The sequence below is a fragment of the Rahnella sp. JUb53 genome (assembly GCF_004346065.1).
GTDB lineage: Bacteria > Pseudomonadota > Gammaproteobacteria > Enterobacterales > Enterobacteriaceae > Rahnella > Rahnella variigena.
The window spans coordinates 83,721-99,065 of the sequence record NZ_SLYT01000012.1 but is presented as its reverse complement, the minus strand read 5'-3'; the positions used below and the strand labels follow the sequence as shown (position 1 = coordinate 99,065).

Below are 15,345 nucleotides of genomic sequence, written 5' to 3'. Positions count from 1 at the left end.
GCTGAACTTTTTTGCCAGAAATACACTCGAACTGGCGCTTAACAATAATTGTTAAAATATTAATTCACTGTCGGTTTGTCCGCCAGGCCGCGCCGGCCAACGGGAACGGGCAGAAAAGGAGTATGGAATGACTGTTCGCTTGCGGGTTCGCCCCCTGTTGCTGGTGCTGCCACTGATCCTGACTGGCTGTTCGTCGATGTCTAACATGTCGTGGCCAAGTGTTTCCTGGTCGAGCATGAATCCGCTCAACTGGTTTGGCAGCAGCCTGACGGTCAGCGATAAAGGAGTAGGCGGGATAACAGGTAGTACGGCGCTGACAGAAACGGCCATTAACGATGCGCTGGACGGTGATTATACCTTGCGCAGTGGCATGTCGATGAGCGGCGGAAAAATGCTGAGCTTCTTCCAGGCGATGGACGGCAAGGACGTGAAAATGTCGATCAGCGGCGAGCCGAAAGGCAACGTTCAGCGTGTTGACGTGGTGGATCCTAAAGTAGAAAGCGAATGGGGCGTTAAAATCGGCACGTCATTCAGCAGCCTTTACAGCAAAGCCTTCGATGTGTGTGTAAAAGGCGAGGGAGATGATGCGCAGAACGTCGAGTGTAAAGCGCCGCAAAGTTCTCACGTCACCTATGTCTTCAGCGGGATCTGGCATGGCCCGGAATCACTGATGCCTTCGGACGACGCGCTGAAAGACTGGAAGGTAAGTAAAATTATCTGGCGGGCTAATCCGGCTCAGGCTTCCACTGCTCAGTAAAACCTGTTTCTCAGCGTAATAACTCCTCAATGCCTTGCCTTCGCGCAAGGCATTTTTATTGACATCCGGTATGATGTCGCCGGTCAAATTAACGAGGATGAGAAGATGACTCAGGTTCAGAGCGGCATTTTGCCCGAACATTGCCGTTTCGCGATTTACATCGAAGCGAAAGCTCAGGGTGACCTGGATGCGCTCCGGCAGGGCTGCCGTGCATTTGTGGCTGTACTGGAAGACATGCAGAAAAAATTTCCCACCGAACATCTTGGTGCGGTCGTAGCCTTTGGCAACGATGTGTGGCGTGATTTATCCGGCAATCAGGGCGCGGATGAACTGAAATCTTTCCAACCGCTGGGCAAAGGTCTGGCACCTGCTACGCAGCGCGATATGTTGTTGCACATACAGTCCCTTCGTCATGACGTTAACTTTGCGCTGGCACGGGCGGCACTGAAAGCGTTCGGCAGTTCCATTGTCGTTGAAGAAGAAACCCACGGGTTCCGTGCGATCGAAGAACGTGATCTGAGCGGTTTTGTTGACGGCACTGAAAATCCGAAAGCAGAGGCCCGCGCACAGGTGGCGATTATTCCTGAAGGCAGCGTCGATGCTGGCGGCAGCTACGTGATGGTTCAGCGCTGGAAACATAATCTGGTGCAATGGGAACGTTTCTCCGTGCAGCAGCAGGAAGACGTCATCGGGCGTACCAAAGACACCGATGAAGAGCTGGATTCAGAAACTCGCCCGGACACTTCCCACGTCAGTCGTGTTGACCTGAAAGAAGACGGCAAGGGCCTGAAAATTCTGCGCCAGAGCCTGCCTTATGGCACGGCAAGCGGCGAACACGGTTTGTATTTCATCAGCTATTGCGCCCGTCTGTGGAACATCGAAAAACAACTGCTGAGCATGTTTGGCGATCTCGATGGTAAACGTGATGCGATGCTGCGTTTCACCCGTCCGGTGACCGGCAGCTATTATTTCGCCCCATCACTGACACGTCTTTTAGCGCTTTAAGTTCCTTCAGCGCGTTCCTTCACGGACGCGCTGCCTCTTCCCCTTCTGTTATTCCCCCTGCGTTTGTTAATGCCTTATAGCTTTTCATGCTTGAAAATCACCAAATGGTATATAAAACCGTTACAGCCTGACCCTCAGTTATAAATACACTGTGTGATATTGAGCGGCATTTATCAGCGTCGCATATCGGTTCACTCACCTAAGGCTAAGCATGAAAACATTCGGATTTACAGGCAGCGTGCTGAAAGGTTCCGTGGCGGCACTGCTGCTGGCCAGCGGCGCGGCTTCGGCGACTGAATTGCTCAACAGTTCTTATGATGTGTCCCGTGAACTTTTTGCTGCTCTGAACCCGCCATTCCAGAAACAGTGGGCTGATCAAAACGACGGTGACAAACTCGATATTAAACAGTCGCATGCTGGTTCTTCCAAGCAGGCACTGGCGATTTTGCAGGGTCTGAAAGCCGATGTCGTCACTTACAATCAGGTGACCGATGTGCAGATTTTGCATGACCGCGGCAATCTGATCCCTGCCGACTGGCAAAGTCGTTTGCCCAACAACAGTTCGCCGTTTTATTCCACCATGGCGTTTCTGGTCCGCAAGGGCAATCCAAAGAACATTCACAGCTGGGACGATTTAGCGCGTCCGGGCGTGAGCCTGGTGTTCCCGAATCCCAAAACCTCCGGCAATGGCCGATATACCTACCTGGGTGCCTGGGGCGCGTTCAATCTGGAAGATAATAAAAACCAGACGAAAACCCGCGAGAAAATGGCGATTTTCCTGAAAAACGTGCAGGTGTTTGATACCGGCGGCCGTGGCGCGACAACCACATTTGTGGAACGCGGACTGGGTGATGTGCTGATCAGTTTCGAATCTGAAGTGAACAATATCCGTAAGCAGTACGGTGACGATAAATACGAAGTGATTGTGCCGAAAGTGGACATTCTGGCTGAGTTCCCGGTGGCCTGGGTGGACAAAAACGTCGAGAAAAATGGCACAGAAAAAGCCGCAAAAGATTACCTGAATTATTTGTGGAGCCCGCAGGCGCAGAAAATCATCACCAGTTTTAACTACCGGGTGTATGACAAAACGGCGATGGCGGCGGCGAAAGGGCAGTTCCCGGATACCAAATTGTTCAAAGTCGAAGAGCAGTTCGGTGGCTGGCCACAAGTGATGGAAACCCATTTCAGTACCGGCGGTGAGCTGGACAAACTGTTAGAGCAAGGTCACAAGTAATGTTGTTGTCGAGCAAACGCGTATTACCCGGATTCACCCTGAGCCTCGGCAGCAGCCTGCTGTTCGTCTGCCTGGTGTTGTTGCTGCCACTGAGTGCGCTGGTGATGCAGTTGTCACAAATGACGCTGGCGCAATACTGGGATGTGATCACCAACGGTCAGGTTGTTGCGGCGTACAAAGTGACGCTGCTGGCGGCGGGTGTGGCGAGTATTTTTAACTGTTTCTTCGGCATGCTGATGGCATGGATCCTGACCCGTTACGAATTCCCCGGTAAAAGCCTGGTGGACGGGCTGATGGATTTGCCGTTTGCCTTGCCGACCGCCGTGGCTGGTTTAACGCTGGCAGGCCTGTTTTCTACCACCGGATTTTACGGTCAGTGGCTGGCACATTTTGATATCAAAGTGGCATACACCTGGCTTGGTATTGCAGTGGCGATGGCCTTTACCAGCATTCCGTTTGTGGTTCGTACCGTGCAACCGGTGCTGGAAGAATTAGGCCCGGAATATGAAGAAGCTGCTGAAACGCTGGGCGCTTCGCGCTGGCAGAGTTTCCGTCGCGTGGTATTGCCGGAAGTCATGCCTTCTCTGATGGCGGGCACGGCGCTGTCCTTTACCCGCAGCCTGGGCGAATTCGGTGCAGTGATTTTCATCGCCGGTAACATTGCGTGGAAAACTGAAGTGACCTCGCTGATGATTTTCATCCGCTTGCAGGAATTTGATTATCCGGCAGCCAGCGCGATTGCATCGGTTATTCTCGCCGCCTCGCTGCTGTTGCTGTTTGCAATTAACACCTTACAGAGCCGTTATGGCCGTCGTCTGGGAGGCCAGTAATGTCTGATATTCCGGCTTTTGCAGGCGAGAAACGCCAGCGTATCGACTGGGTAAAATGGTCGCTGATCGGCACAGGTTTACTGATTTGTATTTTGCTGCTGGTGATCCCGATGATCAGCATTTTCGTGCTGGCCTTTTCCGACGGGATTGCTGCTGTTTGGAAGAACCTGTCTGATTCTGACATGTTGCATTCCATCTGGCTGACCGTGCTGATGGCGCTGATTACCGTGCCGGTGAACCTGATTTTCGGCACGCTGCTAGCCTGGCTGGTGGCGCGCTTTAATTTCCCGGGGCGTCAGCTGTTACTGACGCTGATCGACATCCCGTTCGCGGTTTCGCCGGTGGTTGCCGGTCTGTTGTATCTGCTGTTTTACGGTACTAACGGCCCGATTGGCGGCTGGCTGGATGCGCATAATATTCAGTTTATGTTCGCCTGGCCGGGCATGGTGATGGTAACGGTATTCGTTACTTGTCCGTTTGTTATCCGTGAGCTGGTGCCGGTGATGCTGAGCCAGGGCAGCCATGAAGATGAAGCGGCGGTGTTACTGGGCGCGTCAGGCTGGCAGATGTTCCGCCGCGTGACCTTGCCGAATATCCGCTGGGCATTACTGTACGGCGTGGTGCTGACCAATGCCCGTGCGATCGGGGAGTTTGGTGCGGTATCTGTCGTTTCCGGTTCTATCCGCGGCGAAACTTACACGCTGCCATTACAAGTTGAGTTACTGCATCAGGACTACAACACCGCAGGCGCGTTTACTGCCGCTGCGTTGCTGACCCTGATGGCGATTGTCACACTGTTTCTGAAAAGCGGCCTGCAATGGCGTCTGAAACGCCATAACGACCGTCTTGAGCGGGAGGAAAGTCATGAGCATTGAAATTAACGGTATCAACAAATATTTTGGCCGCACGAAAGTGCTCAATGATATCTCGCTCGATATTGCTTCCGGAGAGATGGTGGCGCTGCTCGGGCCTTCAGGTTCCGGTAAAACCACGCTGCTGCGCATTATCGCCGGGCTGGAAAACCAGAGCGCCGGACATCTGAGTTTTCACGGTAAAGACGTGACGCGTCTCCACGCCCGTGATCGTCAGGTCGGTTTCGTGTTTCAGCATTACGCGCTGTTCCGCCATATGACGGTGTTCGACAACATCGCCTTTGGCCTGACGGTGCTGCCGCGCCGCGAGCGTCCGAACGCCGAAGCGATTAAACAGAAAGTCACTAAACTGCTGGAGATGGTGCAGTTAGCCCATCTGGCTAACCGTTATCCGGCACAGCTTTCTGGTGGTCAGAAACAGCGTGTAGCACTGGCCCGTGCGCTGGCGGTCGAACCCCAAATTCTGCTGCTGGATGAGCCTTTCGGTGCGCTGGATGCGCAGGTGCGTAAAGAGCTGCGCCGCTGGCTGCGTCAGTTGCATGAAGAGCTGAAATTCACCAGCGTGTTTGTGACCCACGATCAGGAAGAAGCGATGGAAGTCGCCGACCGCGTGGTGGTCATGAGCCAGGGGAATATTGAACAGGTGGGCGCTCCGGAAGAAATCTGGCGTGAACCGGCAACCCGCTTCGTGCTGGAATTTATGGGTGAAGTGAATAAAATCGGTGGTGAAATTCGCGGTTCTCAGTTGTATGTCGGCGCGCATCACTGGCCGCTGGAGAACCCGCCGCTACATCAGGGCGCGGTCGATTTGTTCCTGCGTCCGTGGGAAATGGAAATTACCGCGCACAGTACTGCGCGCTGCCCGTTGCCGGTAAAAGTGCTGGAGGTCAGCCCGCGTGGTCATTTCTGGCAGCTTATCGTGCAGGCGGACGGCTGGCACGATGAACCGCTTTCCGTGGTGCTTTCTGAAGCTCACGGTAATAGCGCACCTCAGCGCGGCGATCGTTTTTATGTCGGCGGGCTGAATGGCCGCCTGTATGCCGGTGATCAGCAGCTACAACCCGTTGCGTTAGCGAAGAGCGCCTGATATTTTTTAATCAGCATGTTTCTCAGGGCGGTCTTCGAGCCGCCCTTTTTATCGTCTGATATCTGTTTATGTTTTTTTTATCAGTCAATATACCTTTTTAATATAAGGCAAGCCCGTGAGTCCGCTCGAACACTACATCGGTAATACACCTCTGGTGAAATTACAGCGTCTGACCGAGGGACTCGACAGCGAGATCTGGGTCAAACTGGAAGGCAATAATCCCGCGGGCTCAGTAAAAGACCGTGCAGCGCTGTTCATGATTGAGCAGGCGGAAAAGCGCGGTGAAATTCATCCCGGTGATACGCTGATTGAAGCCACCAGTGGTAATACCGGTATTGCGCTGGCGATGATTGCGGCACTCAAAGGTTATAAGCTGAAATTGCTGATGCCGGAAAATATGAGCTTAGAGCGGCAGGCATCAATGCGCGCTTACGGCGCTGAATTATTGCTGGTCAGCCGCGCGCAGGGGATGGAAGGTGCGAGGGACCTGGCGCAGGAAATGGAACTGCAGGGGCAGGGGAAAGTGCTGGATCAGTTCAATAATCCGGACAACCCGCTCGCGCACTTTACGACTACCGGCCCGGAAATCTGGCAGCAGACGCAAGGGCGTATTACGCATTTTGTGTCGAGCATGGGGACGACTGGCACCATCACGGGTGTCAGTCGCTTTCTGCGCAGTCAGCACGCGGGTGTGCAAATTGTCGGGTTGCAACCTTCTGAAGGCAGCAGCATTCCGGGCATACGCCGCTGGCCGCAGGAATATCTGCCGGGTATTTTCAGCCCTGAACTGGTCGATGAAGTGATGGATATGGGGCAGGGCGAAGCGGAAGACACCATGCGGGCTCTGGCGCGGCAAGAAGGCATCTTCTGTGGCGTGAGTTCTGGCGGCGCTGTTGCGGGCGCATTGCGTGTCGCCAGAAGTCATCCCGGCAGTGTGATTGTGGCAATTGTCTGCGATCGCGGTGACCGTTATTTATCCACTGGTGTTTTTAACGTTTAATTTTATATTCGGCTGGTGAATGTAAAATTAGAGTAAAAGCGGCTGCGTAATGCAGGGTTAGTGGTAAAAATGACCAAAATTTTAGCCAGGCGGAAATAAAGAATGAAAATTTTATTAGTCGATGACGATCTCGAATTAGGAACCATGCTCAGCGAATATCTGATTGCAGAAGGTTTTGACGCTTCTCTGGTGCTGACCGGTAAAGCGGGCGTGGAAGGGGCGATGTCCGGCGAATATACCGCGATGATCCTCGACATTATGCTGCCGGATATGAGCGGTATTGATGTCCTGCGTCAGGTGCGTAAAAACAGCCGTCTGCCGATCATCATGCTGACCGCCAAGGGCGACAATATCGATCGCGTTATCGGCCTGGAAATGGGCGCCGATGATTACATGCCTAAACCTTGTTACCCGCGCGAACTGGTTGCGCGTCTGCGTGCAGTATTGCGCCGTGTGGAAGAGCAACAGGAATCGCACTCTGATTCTTCATCCGTAAACTACGGTGACCTGACGCTGAATCCGGCTACCCGCAGCAGCGAATGGCGTGGGGTTCCTTTCGACCTGACGGCGTCTGAATTCAATCTGCTGGAGCTGTTACTGCGGTCTCCGGAACGCGTGGTTTCAAAAGATGAGTTGTCAGAAAAAGGCCTCGGCCGTCCGCGTGAAGCTTATGATCGCAGCATTGATGTTCACATCAGTAATATCCGCCAAAAACTGGGGTCACTGGAAGGTGGCGATATTCTGACTATTGAAACGGTGCGCAGCATTGGCTATCGCATACGCTAAACGAATGCGCGGAAAACTGTTCTGGAAAATCCTGCTGGGATTCTGGTTCACTTTTGTGGCGATCACTCAGGGACTTTGGGTGGTTTTTGCTTTTTATAATCCGCACGAACCGCCGGAAAGCGGCATTGCACGACGCTTTGTAAAACTGCAAATTACGTCAGCGGTGTCAACGCTGCACAACGGCGGTATGCCTGCACTTAACGCGATGATGGCGGACTGGCCGGATGATGACAGGCAGTTTTTCTCCGTAACACCTTCTTTGCTGCCTGCCAAAGGCAATACGATTAAGGATCTGGAACCTGGTAAAATCCCGCATGAAGTCGTGCAGTTTGTGCAGGGGCCGGACGGGCAGGGCTACCGGCTGAAATATGATGTAGACGGGCTGATGCATGAATATCGCCCGAGACGTCACAGGGACTGGCTGAATATGCCTCCGCCGTTGTTATGGCTGGGCGGACTGGGCGGATTACTCTTCAGCGCGATGCTGGCGTGGAACCTGACCCGACCTATGCTGCAAATGCGTAAAGCTTTCGGGCGGGTGGCGCAGGGCGATTTATCGGTACGCCTGTTTACCAGCATGGGTAAGCGGCACGATGAGCTGTCAGAAGTGGCTCGCGATTTCGACTCCATGGCCGAACGTTTACAGGTTCTGGTGAAGGCGCGTGAAGAACTTCTGCATGACGTTTCTCACGAGCTGCGTTCTCCATTGGCGCGTTTGCAACTGGCCATCGGCCTGGCGCGACAGAATCCTTCAAATGTTGAAAGCTCGCTGAGTCGCATTGAACATGAAGCGGGACGTCTGGACAAGATGATCGGGGAGCTGCTGGCGCTGTCGCGAACTGAAAGCAGTGAAATCCCGGATGAAGAGTACTTCGATCTGTACGGCCTGTTGGAAGCGGTGGTGAACGACGCGCGCTATGAGGCGCAGTTACCGGGCGTGGAGATTGCGCTCTTTCCCGAATCAGCGGATGACCTGGATTACACCGTGAAAGGCAATGCTGAGCTGATGCGACGTGCTGTCGATAACGTGGTACGCAATGCACTGCGTTTTTCTGCGCGCGGGCAAACAATCACTGTTTCACTGGCGCAGGTTGAAGAGTATCTGCAAATTGAAGTGGCCGATCAGGGGCCGGGTGTGGAAGAAGATAAGTTGTCGAGTATCTTCGACCCGTTCGTGCGAGTGAAATCGCCGCTGTCAGGCAAAGGCTATGGTCTGGGGCTGGCCATTACCCGTAAAGTGATGCTGGCGCATGAAGGTAAAGTGGATGCGCGTAACGCACAGCCTCATGGCCTGATCATCAGCCTTCAGGTTCCGCACTGGAAATCCGCTTCATAATCCGAGCCGCAGAGGCGTTGGCTACTCTCAGCCACCCGAATCACTTACTTTTGTAAGCTCATCGGGATGGCTTCGTTTGCCGCCTTTCTGCGACTCGAATTATTTTGCGGATAGCTTTTTTACAGGCAATAAAAAACGGCGCTGATTAGGCGCCGTTTTTAACTTCTTGCTTTACAACTCGCTGAGCGAATTACTTCTTGATGCGGATGATTGGGGTTTCGCCCACAGTCACGCTACCTGTCAGTTTAATCAGCTCTTTGATCTCGTCCATGTTAGAGATAACAACCGGAGTCAGGGTAGACTTCGCTTTCTCTTCCAGCAGAGGCAGATCGAACTCGATAACCAAATCGCCTTTCTTAACACGTTGGCCTTCTTCAGCGATGCGTTTGAAGCCTTCGCCTTTCAGTTCAACGGTGTCGATACCGAAGTGTACGAACAGCTCAATGCCACTGTCGGATTCGATTGAGAAAGCATGGTTAGTTTCGAAGATTTTACCGATAGTGCCATCAACCGGAGCAACCATTTTGTTGCCAGATGGTTTGATAGCAATACCGTCACCTACGATTTTCTCAGCGAAAACAACGTCAGGCACGTCTTCAATGTTGACAATCTCACCAGAGATCGGCGCTACGATTTCAATAGTGCCAACGTCTTTTTTATCATCAGAAACCAATGATTTCAGTTTATCGAACAAACCCATGATCTTCTCCTAAGCATTAATTTGGGCAGCTTTACCAGCATCGCGCAATTAGCAGAGTGTTTTTTCTTCAATGAACTTGTTAACCAGGTTCATCAACTCTTGCGCCGTAGGTTGGGCCAGGGCCTGATCTGCCAGCGCTTTCACATCTTCGAAGTTTGTATTGCGAATAATTTTCTTGATGCGTGGGATAGAGATAGCGCTCATGCTGAACTCATCTAACCCCATGCCCAATAGAAGAAGTGTAGCACGTTCGTCACCGGCTAGCTCGCCGCACATCCCTGTCCATTTACCGGCAGCATGAGATGCGTCAATAACTTGCTTAATTAAACCAAGTACTGACGGAGACATTGGGTTGTACAGATGAGAAATCAGTTCGTTACCGCGATCCACAGCCAAAGTATACTGGGTAAGATCGTTTGTACCAATACTGAAGAAATCGACTTCTTTTGCCAGGTGATGAGCAATCACTGCAGCAGCCGGGGTTTCAACCATCACGCCTACTTCGATAGTTTCATCGAATGCCTGGCCTTTTTCACGCAGCTGAGCTTTCAACATTTCCAGTTCTGCTTTCAGTTCACGCACTTCTTCAACAGAAATGATCATCGGGAACATGATGCGCAGTTTACCGAACGCAGAAGCACGCAGAATACCTTTCAGCTGGTCGTGAAGAATTTCTTTACGGTCCAGACAGATACGGATTGCACGCCAGCCCAGGAACGGGTTTTCTTCTTTTGGCAGGTTCATGTACGGCAGGTCTTTATCACCGCCGATGTCCATGGTACGGACGATAACTGCCTGTGAGCCCATCGCTTCAGCAACGGCTTTATATGCCTGGAATTGCTCTTCTTCGGTAGGCAGGCTGTCACGGTCCATGAACAGGAATTCTGTACGATACAGGCCGACACCTTCAGCGCCATTGCGCTCTGCACCGGCGACGTCGCGCACGGTACCGATGTTGGCACAAACTTCAACCTGATGACCATCCAGCGTAATAGCCGGTAAATCTTTCAGTTTAGTCAGTTCGTCTTTTTCTGAGATGTACTGGTTCTGAACGGCTTTCAGCTCGTCAATAACGTCTGCTGTCGGGTTGACATAGATTTTATTGTTTACAGCGTCGAGGATCAGGTAGTCATCATTTTTGACTTGTTTGGTCACATCGCTGGTACCTACGATTGCAGGTAATTCCAGGGAACGCGCCATGATTGAGGTGTGAGAAGTACGACCACCCAAATCAGTAATGAAACCCAGAACCTTGTTCAGGTTCAGCTGAGCCGTTTCTGACGGCGTCAGATCGGTCGCAACCAGGATAACTTCGTCCTGGATGGAGCTCAGATCAACGATGGTCATGTCGAGAATATTGCGCAGAAGACGTTTACCGATATCACGTACGTCAGCCGCACGTTCTTTCAGGTATTCATCATCAAGCTCTTCCAGGGCTTTCGCCTGACCTTCAATGACAGAGAAAGCAGCAGCGTCAGCAGAAGCATGCTCGTCTTTGATAAGGGCTATGATTTCCTGTTCAAGCTCTTCGTCTTCCAACAACATGATGTGGCCTTCGAAGATGGCTTCTTTCTCTTCACCGAAGGTCTCACCGGCTTTGGTCTTGATCACTTCCAGCTGAGCTGAGGCTTTCGCACGGCCAGCGAGGAAACGTTCAACTTCCTGATCAACCTGATCAGGAGAGATTTTTTTCCGGTTGATGACAATTTCATCTTCTTTCAACAGAAGTGCTTTGCCGAAAGCGATACCGGGAGATACTAAAATGCCTGAAATCATAACCCTACCTTTCTCTTGACTGGTTTAAACGATATAAGAGCGGCTGAGTGTTACTCGAGCTCTGCCATCAGTTTTACCAAGTGTTCAACGGCTTTCTGCTCGTCTTCACCTTCAGCTGAGAGGGTCACAACGGTACCTTGGGTCAGGCCCAGAGTTTGCAGTTTAAACAGGCTTTTCGCACTGGCGCTTTTGCCATTTGAAGTCACAGTGATGTCAGAAGCGAAACCTTTAGCTTCTTTCACGAACTGTGCAGCAGGGCGAGTGTGCAGACCATTAGGAGCGGTAATTGTAACTTCTTGCTGGAACATTGTTGTTTCCCCAACTTATTAAAGTAATGTTGTGGAGCTAAAGTTTAGCTTATGCGCTTCACTTTAGCCTGTAGAGATTAGCGCCTGACTATGGTTCAGGGGCAGGTTCAGATGCAACAGAAAAGAGAAAATAACGCACTCAGCGATAAAACTCTTTGCCCTAGATCTAGGCTTTTCTGTTATTTCTCCATTATGCCGTGATTTCCCCTCTTGTAACAAATCGGTAAATCGATTCAGCGGGCGGGTTCATGGAGGCGATTAATTTCGCGCATCGAAATAATTGACCGGTTAAATACTAAACCTGGCGGGTAAAATCAATGACAGAGTGGTGTAAACTTTGATGTAGCCCACAAAAAAGCACCCCGAAAGGTGCTTTTTTATCCGCTTTTAGGGATGTGGCATTATTGTTGCAATTCTTTTTCAGTAAACAAATCTGCAAATAATGCGGTACTCAGATAGCGTTCGCCGGAAGATGGCAGGATAACCACGATGGTTTTATCCGCAAACTCGGGTTCTTTAGATAATTTCACCGCAGCTTCAACCGCAGCACCGGAAGAAATCCCCGCCAGAATACCTTCTTCTTCCATCAGACGACGTGCCATCTGAATGGATTCATCGTTAGTGATCAGCGTGACGCGATCCAGCAGTTCCAGATCCAGGTTGCCCGGAATGAAACCAGCACCGATGCCCTGAATTTTGTGCGGGCCCGGTTTCACTTCTTCGCCATTCAGCGTCTGAGTAATCACCGGCGAATCCGTTGGCTCAACGGCCACCAGCTTCACGCTGCTTTTTTTGCTTTTCAGATAACGACCCGTGCCGGTGATGGTACCGCCGGTGCCCACGCCTGCAATCAGCACATCGACTGCGCCATCGGTGTCTTCCCAGATTTCCGGACCGGTGGTTTGCTCATGGATAGCCGGGTTGGCCGGGTTGCTGAACTGCTGAAGGATAAGATAACGGGAAGGATCGCTGGCCTGAATTTCTTCGGCTTTTGCAATTGCGCCTTTCATACCTTTCGCGCCTTCGGTCAGCACCAGATTGGCGCCGAGGGCTTTCAGCAGTTTACGACGCTCAACGCTCATGGTTTCCGGCATGGTCAGCGTCAGTTTATAACCGCGCGCGGCAGCGACGTAAGCCAGTGCAATACCCGTGTTTCCGCTGGTCGGTTCAACCAGTTCGATATCTTTGGTCAGGATGCCTTTTTTTTCAGCGTCCCAGATCATGTTCGCACCGATACGGCATTTCACGCTGAAGCTCGGGTTACGTGACTCGACCTTAGCCAGAATACGACCATTACCGATACGGTTCAGGCGAACCAGTGGCGTATGGCCAATTGTTAATGAATTGTCTTCATAGATCTTGCTCATAACCCGTCCTTTAACTGTATGAAATATTCACGGTGTGAAGCTTTCAACACTATGAAATTAGTGGGAATCGAGAAAGCATACGCGAACCGCTTTCCCAGTGAAGTAAGGTTTTGGTATTTGGTATATCGATACGTTATTAAGAAATAAGTTTGAGGACGAAAAGTCAAGCATAGCAGGCAGCCGCCCGCAGGCGGCTGTGAAGAAAAAACGTTATGCGCGGGTGGAATTCACGTCAACATTGTTTTTAACGTAAACATGCCGATAGCGGTCGCACCACATAGCGGTAGCACCGCACACCGCCACCGGCAGGATCACCAGATTGAGCACCGGGATCATCGTAAACAGGCTGACCAGCGAACCAAACTGCATATTGTCGATTTTGTTGCTGCCGAGCGAGCGGCGCATATCCGCAAAACTCACTTTGTGATTATCGAACGGATAATCGCAATACTGGATAACCACCATCCAGGCGCTGAAGAAGAACCACAGCACCGGCGCGGCGGTCTGGCCAATCACCGGAATAAAGTAAAGCGCAAATAAGACGATGGCTCGCGGCAGGTAATACGCCAGTTTCTGCCATTCGCGTTTCATGATGCGCGGCAGGTCTTTCATGATATCCCAGATGCCGGTATCCGGCAGCGGTTTACCGGTCAGGCGCGCTTCGAGTTGTTCGGCGAGCAATCCGCTAAACGGTGCCGCAATCCAGTTGGCGATGGTGCTGAAGAAATAGCTGAACACCAGCACCACGGATAGTACCGCTACCGGCCAGATGAGATAATCCAGCCAGCTCAGCCAGGCCGGAACCTTACTCATCATGGCGGGGATCCATTCTCCCAGTTTGGTAAACAGCCACCAAAACGCGCCGCCCATCAGCAATACGTTGACCGCCAGCGGTAAAATCACAAAACGTCGTATCCCTGGTAAGGAAATGAGCGTCCAGCCCTGTTTGAAATAATGCACGCCGTTTTCTTGTCTGGCGCTTTGCGATGAAGTCATAAACGAAATTTTCTCTCTGAGTTGAATGACATGGGCTATCATATCGGTATGATTTTCCACTGGCTACCAGTGGATTGGCTGAAAAAACAGCAAAAAAAGGTGCAACTGCCCTATTTATTAGCAGAAAGTAGAGTCCAGACTTGCACTTATCTACGTGGGCAAATAGAGTTAATATTGTGAATGTTTGCCGTGGTGGCAATGTATTAGAACAACAGAGATAGCAATGATGCAGGATTTGCGTCTGATATTAATCGTTGTTGGCGCGATCGCCATAATAGCGTTGTTGTTACACGGTTTGTGGACCAGCCGTAAAGAACGCTCTTCGCTGTTTCGCGATCGTCCAGCTAAACGTGTGAAAAAAGAACGGGAACAATCTCCGCCTGACGATTTCGTCGATGGAGTGGGGGAAGTGCGCGTGCGTCCTGCTTATCCTCAGGATGAACCGACTTTTGGTCAGTATGATGAGCCAGAACAGACTGCACCGCCACGTCAGCCGCAGGGTCAACCTGTGCAGCCAGCGCCAGCACCTGTTGCTCGTCCCCAGCCACCGGCTCAGCCACAGCATCATGCTGTGCAGGATGATCCGTTGCTGAGTGGTTATTCAGCCGCTGAACCTGCAGTTGCACCGCGACGCGAACCTGTTGCTGATTTTGCACCGCAGGAATATGCGCCTGAACCTAAAGCGAAAGCACCGGTTCCGCCGCAGGAAATTCATGCGGACGCGGCACCTGCTGCCAAAGCTGAACCTCAGCCTGCGCCTTTTGCTCCGGCAGAAGAAGCGCCGGCAGAGAAAGCGAAACTGAAAGAAACGGTGCTGGTGCTGCACGTTGCAGCGCATCAGGGCGGCGTTATCGGTGGTGAAGTCCTGTTAAACAGCGTGCTTCAGTCCGGCTTCCAGTTTGGCGCAATGAATATTTTCCATCGTCACGTTAGCCCGGCGGGCAGCGGTCCGGTGTTGTTCAGTCTGGCAAATATGGTCAAACCGGGTTCTTTTGACCCTGACAATATGTCCGACTTCTCTACACCTGGTGTGACGTTGTTCATGATGGTGCCTTGCTATGGCGACGCGCATCAGAACTTCAAACTGCTGTTGCAGTCCGCACAGCGCATTGCCGATGATGTCGGTGCGATGGTGCTTGACGATGAGCGTCGTATGATTACGCCGCAGAAGCTCGAAACGTACAAAGCGCGGATCCGCGAGGTCCTCGAAGCGACCGCCTGATTCTGGCGTTCGTGAAATACCCTTTCCCCAAACCCCCGCTTGCCGGGGGTTTTTTATCTCCACGGTGAG

General features: G+C 51.9%; 14 protein-coding genes and 1 pseudogene. 10 read left to right on the top strand and 5 right to left on the bottom strand.

From position 1 onward, the window contains the following. Nucleotides 1-127 precede the first annotated feature (127 nt). The 9 genes from EC840_RS22130 to EC840_RS22090 all read left to right on the top strand — a co-directional run bounded on the left by EC840_RS22130 (nucleotide 128) and on the right by EC840_RS22090 (nucleotide 8,907). Nucleotides 128-757 carry an RpoE-regulated lipoprotein gene (locus EC840_RS22130; RefSeq protein ID WP_132967086.1) on the top strand — a complete coding sequence of 210 codons (630 nt, stop codon included), beginning with the start codon at nucleotides 128-130 and terminating at the stop codon, nucleotides 755-757. A gap of 105 nt (nucleotides 758-862) precedes the next feature. Then, the gene (locus EC840_RS22125) at nucleotides 863-1,762 is read left to right on the top strand and encodes a Dyp-type peroxidase (RefSeq protein WP_113876015.1); all 900 of its coding nucleotides are present in this window, start codon (nucleotides 863-865) and stop codon (nucleotides 1,760-1,762) included. Nucleotides 1,763-1,973: 211 nt separating this feature from the next. Beyond that, nucleotides 1,974-2,996 (top strand): thiosulfate ABC transporter substrate-binding protein CysP, encoded by a 1,023-nt coding sequence (gene cysP, locus EC840_RS22120; RefSeq protein WP_132967084.1) that lies wholly within the window; start codon nucleotides 1,974-1,976, stop codon nucleotides 2,994-2,996. Beyond that, nucleotides 2,996-3,826 (top strand): sulfate/thiosulfate ABC transporter permease CysT, encoded by an 831-nt coding sequence (gene cysT / locus EC840_RS22115; protein WP_112290699.1) that lies wholly within the window; start codon nucleotides 2,996-2,998, stop codon nucleotides 3,824-3,826. Before cysP ends, cysT begins: the two co-directional genes overlap by 1 nt. Beyond that, nucleotides 3,826-4,701, top strand: a complete 876-nt coding sequence (cysW, locus tag EC840_RS22110) for a sulfate/thiosulfate ABC transporter permease CysW (protein ID WP_112290701.1) — start codon at nucleotides 3,826-3,828, stop codon at nucleotides 4,699-4,701. Before cysT ends, cysW begins: the two co-directional genes overlap by 1 nt. After that, nucleotides 4,691-5,785: a sulfate/thiosulfate ABC transporter ATP-binding protein CysA gene (gene cysA / locus EC840_RS22105; protein WP_113876016.1), complete on the top strand. Its 1,095-nt coding sequence runs from the start codon at nucleotides 4,691-4,693 to the stop codon at nucleotides 5,783-5,785. The genes cysW and cysA overlap by 11 nt, the downstream gene beginning before the upstream one ends. 115 nt (nucleotides 5,786-5,900) lie before the next feature. Continuing rightward, the gene (cysM, locus tag EC840_RS22100) at nucleotides 5,901-6,785 is read left to right on the top strand and encodes a cysteine synthase CysM (RefSeq protein WP_132967082.1); all 885 of its coding nucleotides are present in this window, start codon (nucleotides 5,901-5,903) and stop codon (nucleotides 6,783-6,785) included. A gap of 102 nt (nucleotides 6,786-6,887) precedes the next feature. Then, complete coding sequence (locus EC840_RS22095) at nucleotides 6,888-7,571, top strand: response regulator transcription factor (RefSeq protein ID WP_101076260.1); 684 nt, start codon at nucleotides 6,888-6,890, stop codon at nucleotides 7,569-7,571. Between the two features lie 4 nt (nucleotides 7,572-7,575). Beyond that, nucleotides 7,576-8,907 carry an ATP-binding protein gene (locus tag EC840_RS22090; RefSeq protein ID WP_205951164.1) on the top strand — a complete coding sequence of 444 codons (1,332 nt, stop codon included), beginning with the start codon at nucleotides 7,576-7,578 and terminating at the stop codon, nucleotides 8,905-8,907. 190 nt (nucleotides 8,908-9,097) lie between these two features. Here EC840_RS22090 and crr read toward each other — a convergent pair whose 3' ends face one another. The 5 genes and pseudogenes from crr to cysZ all read right to left on the bottom strand — a co-directional run bounded on the left by crr (nucleotide 9,098) and on the right by cysZ (nucleotide 14,054). Continuing rightward, entirely contained in the window at nucleotides 9,098-9,607 is a 510-nt protein-coding gene (gene crr, locus EC840_RS22085; protein ID WP_112290707.1) for a PTS glucose transporter subunit IIA, read from the bottom strand. After that, nucleotides 9,586-11,383 (bottom strand): annotated as a pseudogene (gene ptsI, locus EC840_RS22080) (phosphoenolpyruvate-protein phosphotransferase PtsI). The gene crr and the pseudogene ptsI overlap by 22 nt, the downstream one beginning before the upstream one ends. Before the next feature lie 50 nt (nucleotides 11,384-11,433). After that, nucleotides 11,434-11,691: a phosphocarrier protein Hpr gene (ptsH, locus tag EC840_RS22075; protein WP_013574433.1), complete on the bottom strand. Its 258-nt coding sequence runs from the start codon at nucleotides 11,689-11,691 to the stop codon at nucleotides 11,434-11,436. 401 nt (nucleotides 11,692-12,092) lie between these two features. Next, on the bottom strand, nucleotides 12,093-13,058 hold the full coding sequence (cysK, locus tag EC840_RS22065; protein ID WP_112290710.1) for a cysteine synthase A: 966 nt from the start codon (nucleotides 13,056-13,058) through the stop codon (nucleotides 12,093-12,095). Nucleotides 13,059-13,268: 210 nt separating this feature from the next. Continuing rightward, complete coding sequence (gene cysZ / locus EC840_RS22060; RefSeq protein ID WP_120161611.1) at nucleotides 13,269-14,054, bottom strand: sulfate transporter CysZ; 786 nt, start codon at nucleotides 14,052-14,054, stop codon at nucleotides 13,269-13,271. Nucleotides 14,055-14,277: 223 nt separating this feature from the next. On the opposite strand from cysZ, the gene zipA reads away from it, so the two are divergent. Beyond that, the gene (zipA, locus tag EC840_RS22055; RefSeq protein WP_129639105.1) at nucleotides 14,278-15,276 is read left to right on the top strand and encodes a cell division protein ZipA; all 999 of its coding nucleotides are present in this window, start codon (nucleotides 14,278-14,280) and stop codon (nucleotides 15,274-15,276) included. The last annotated feature ends 69 nt before the right edge of the window (nucleotides 15,277-15,345 follow it).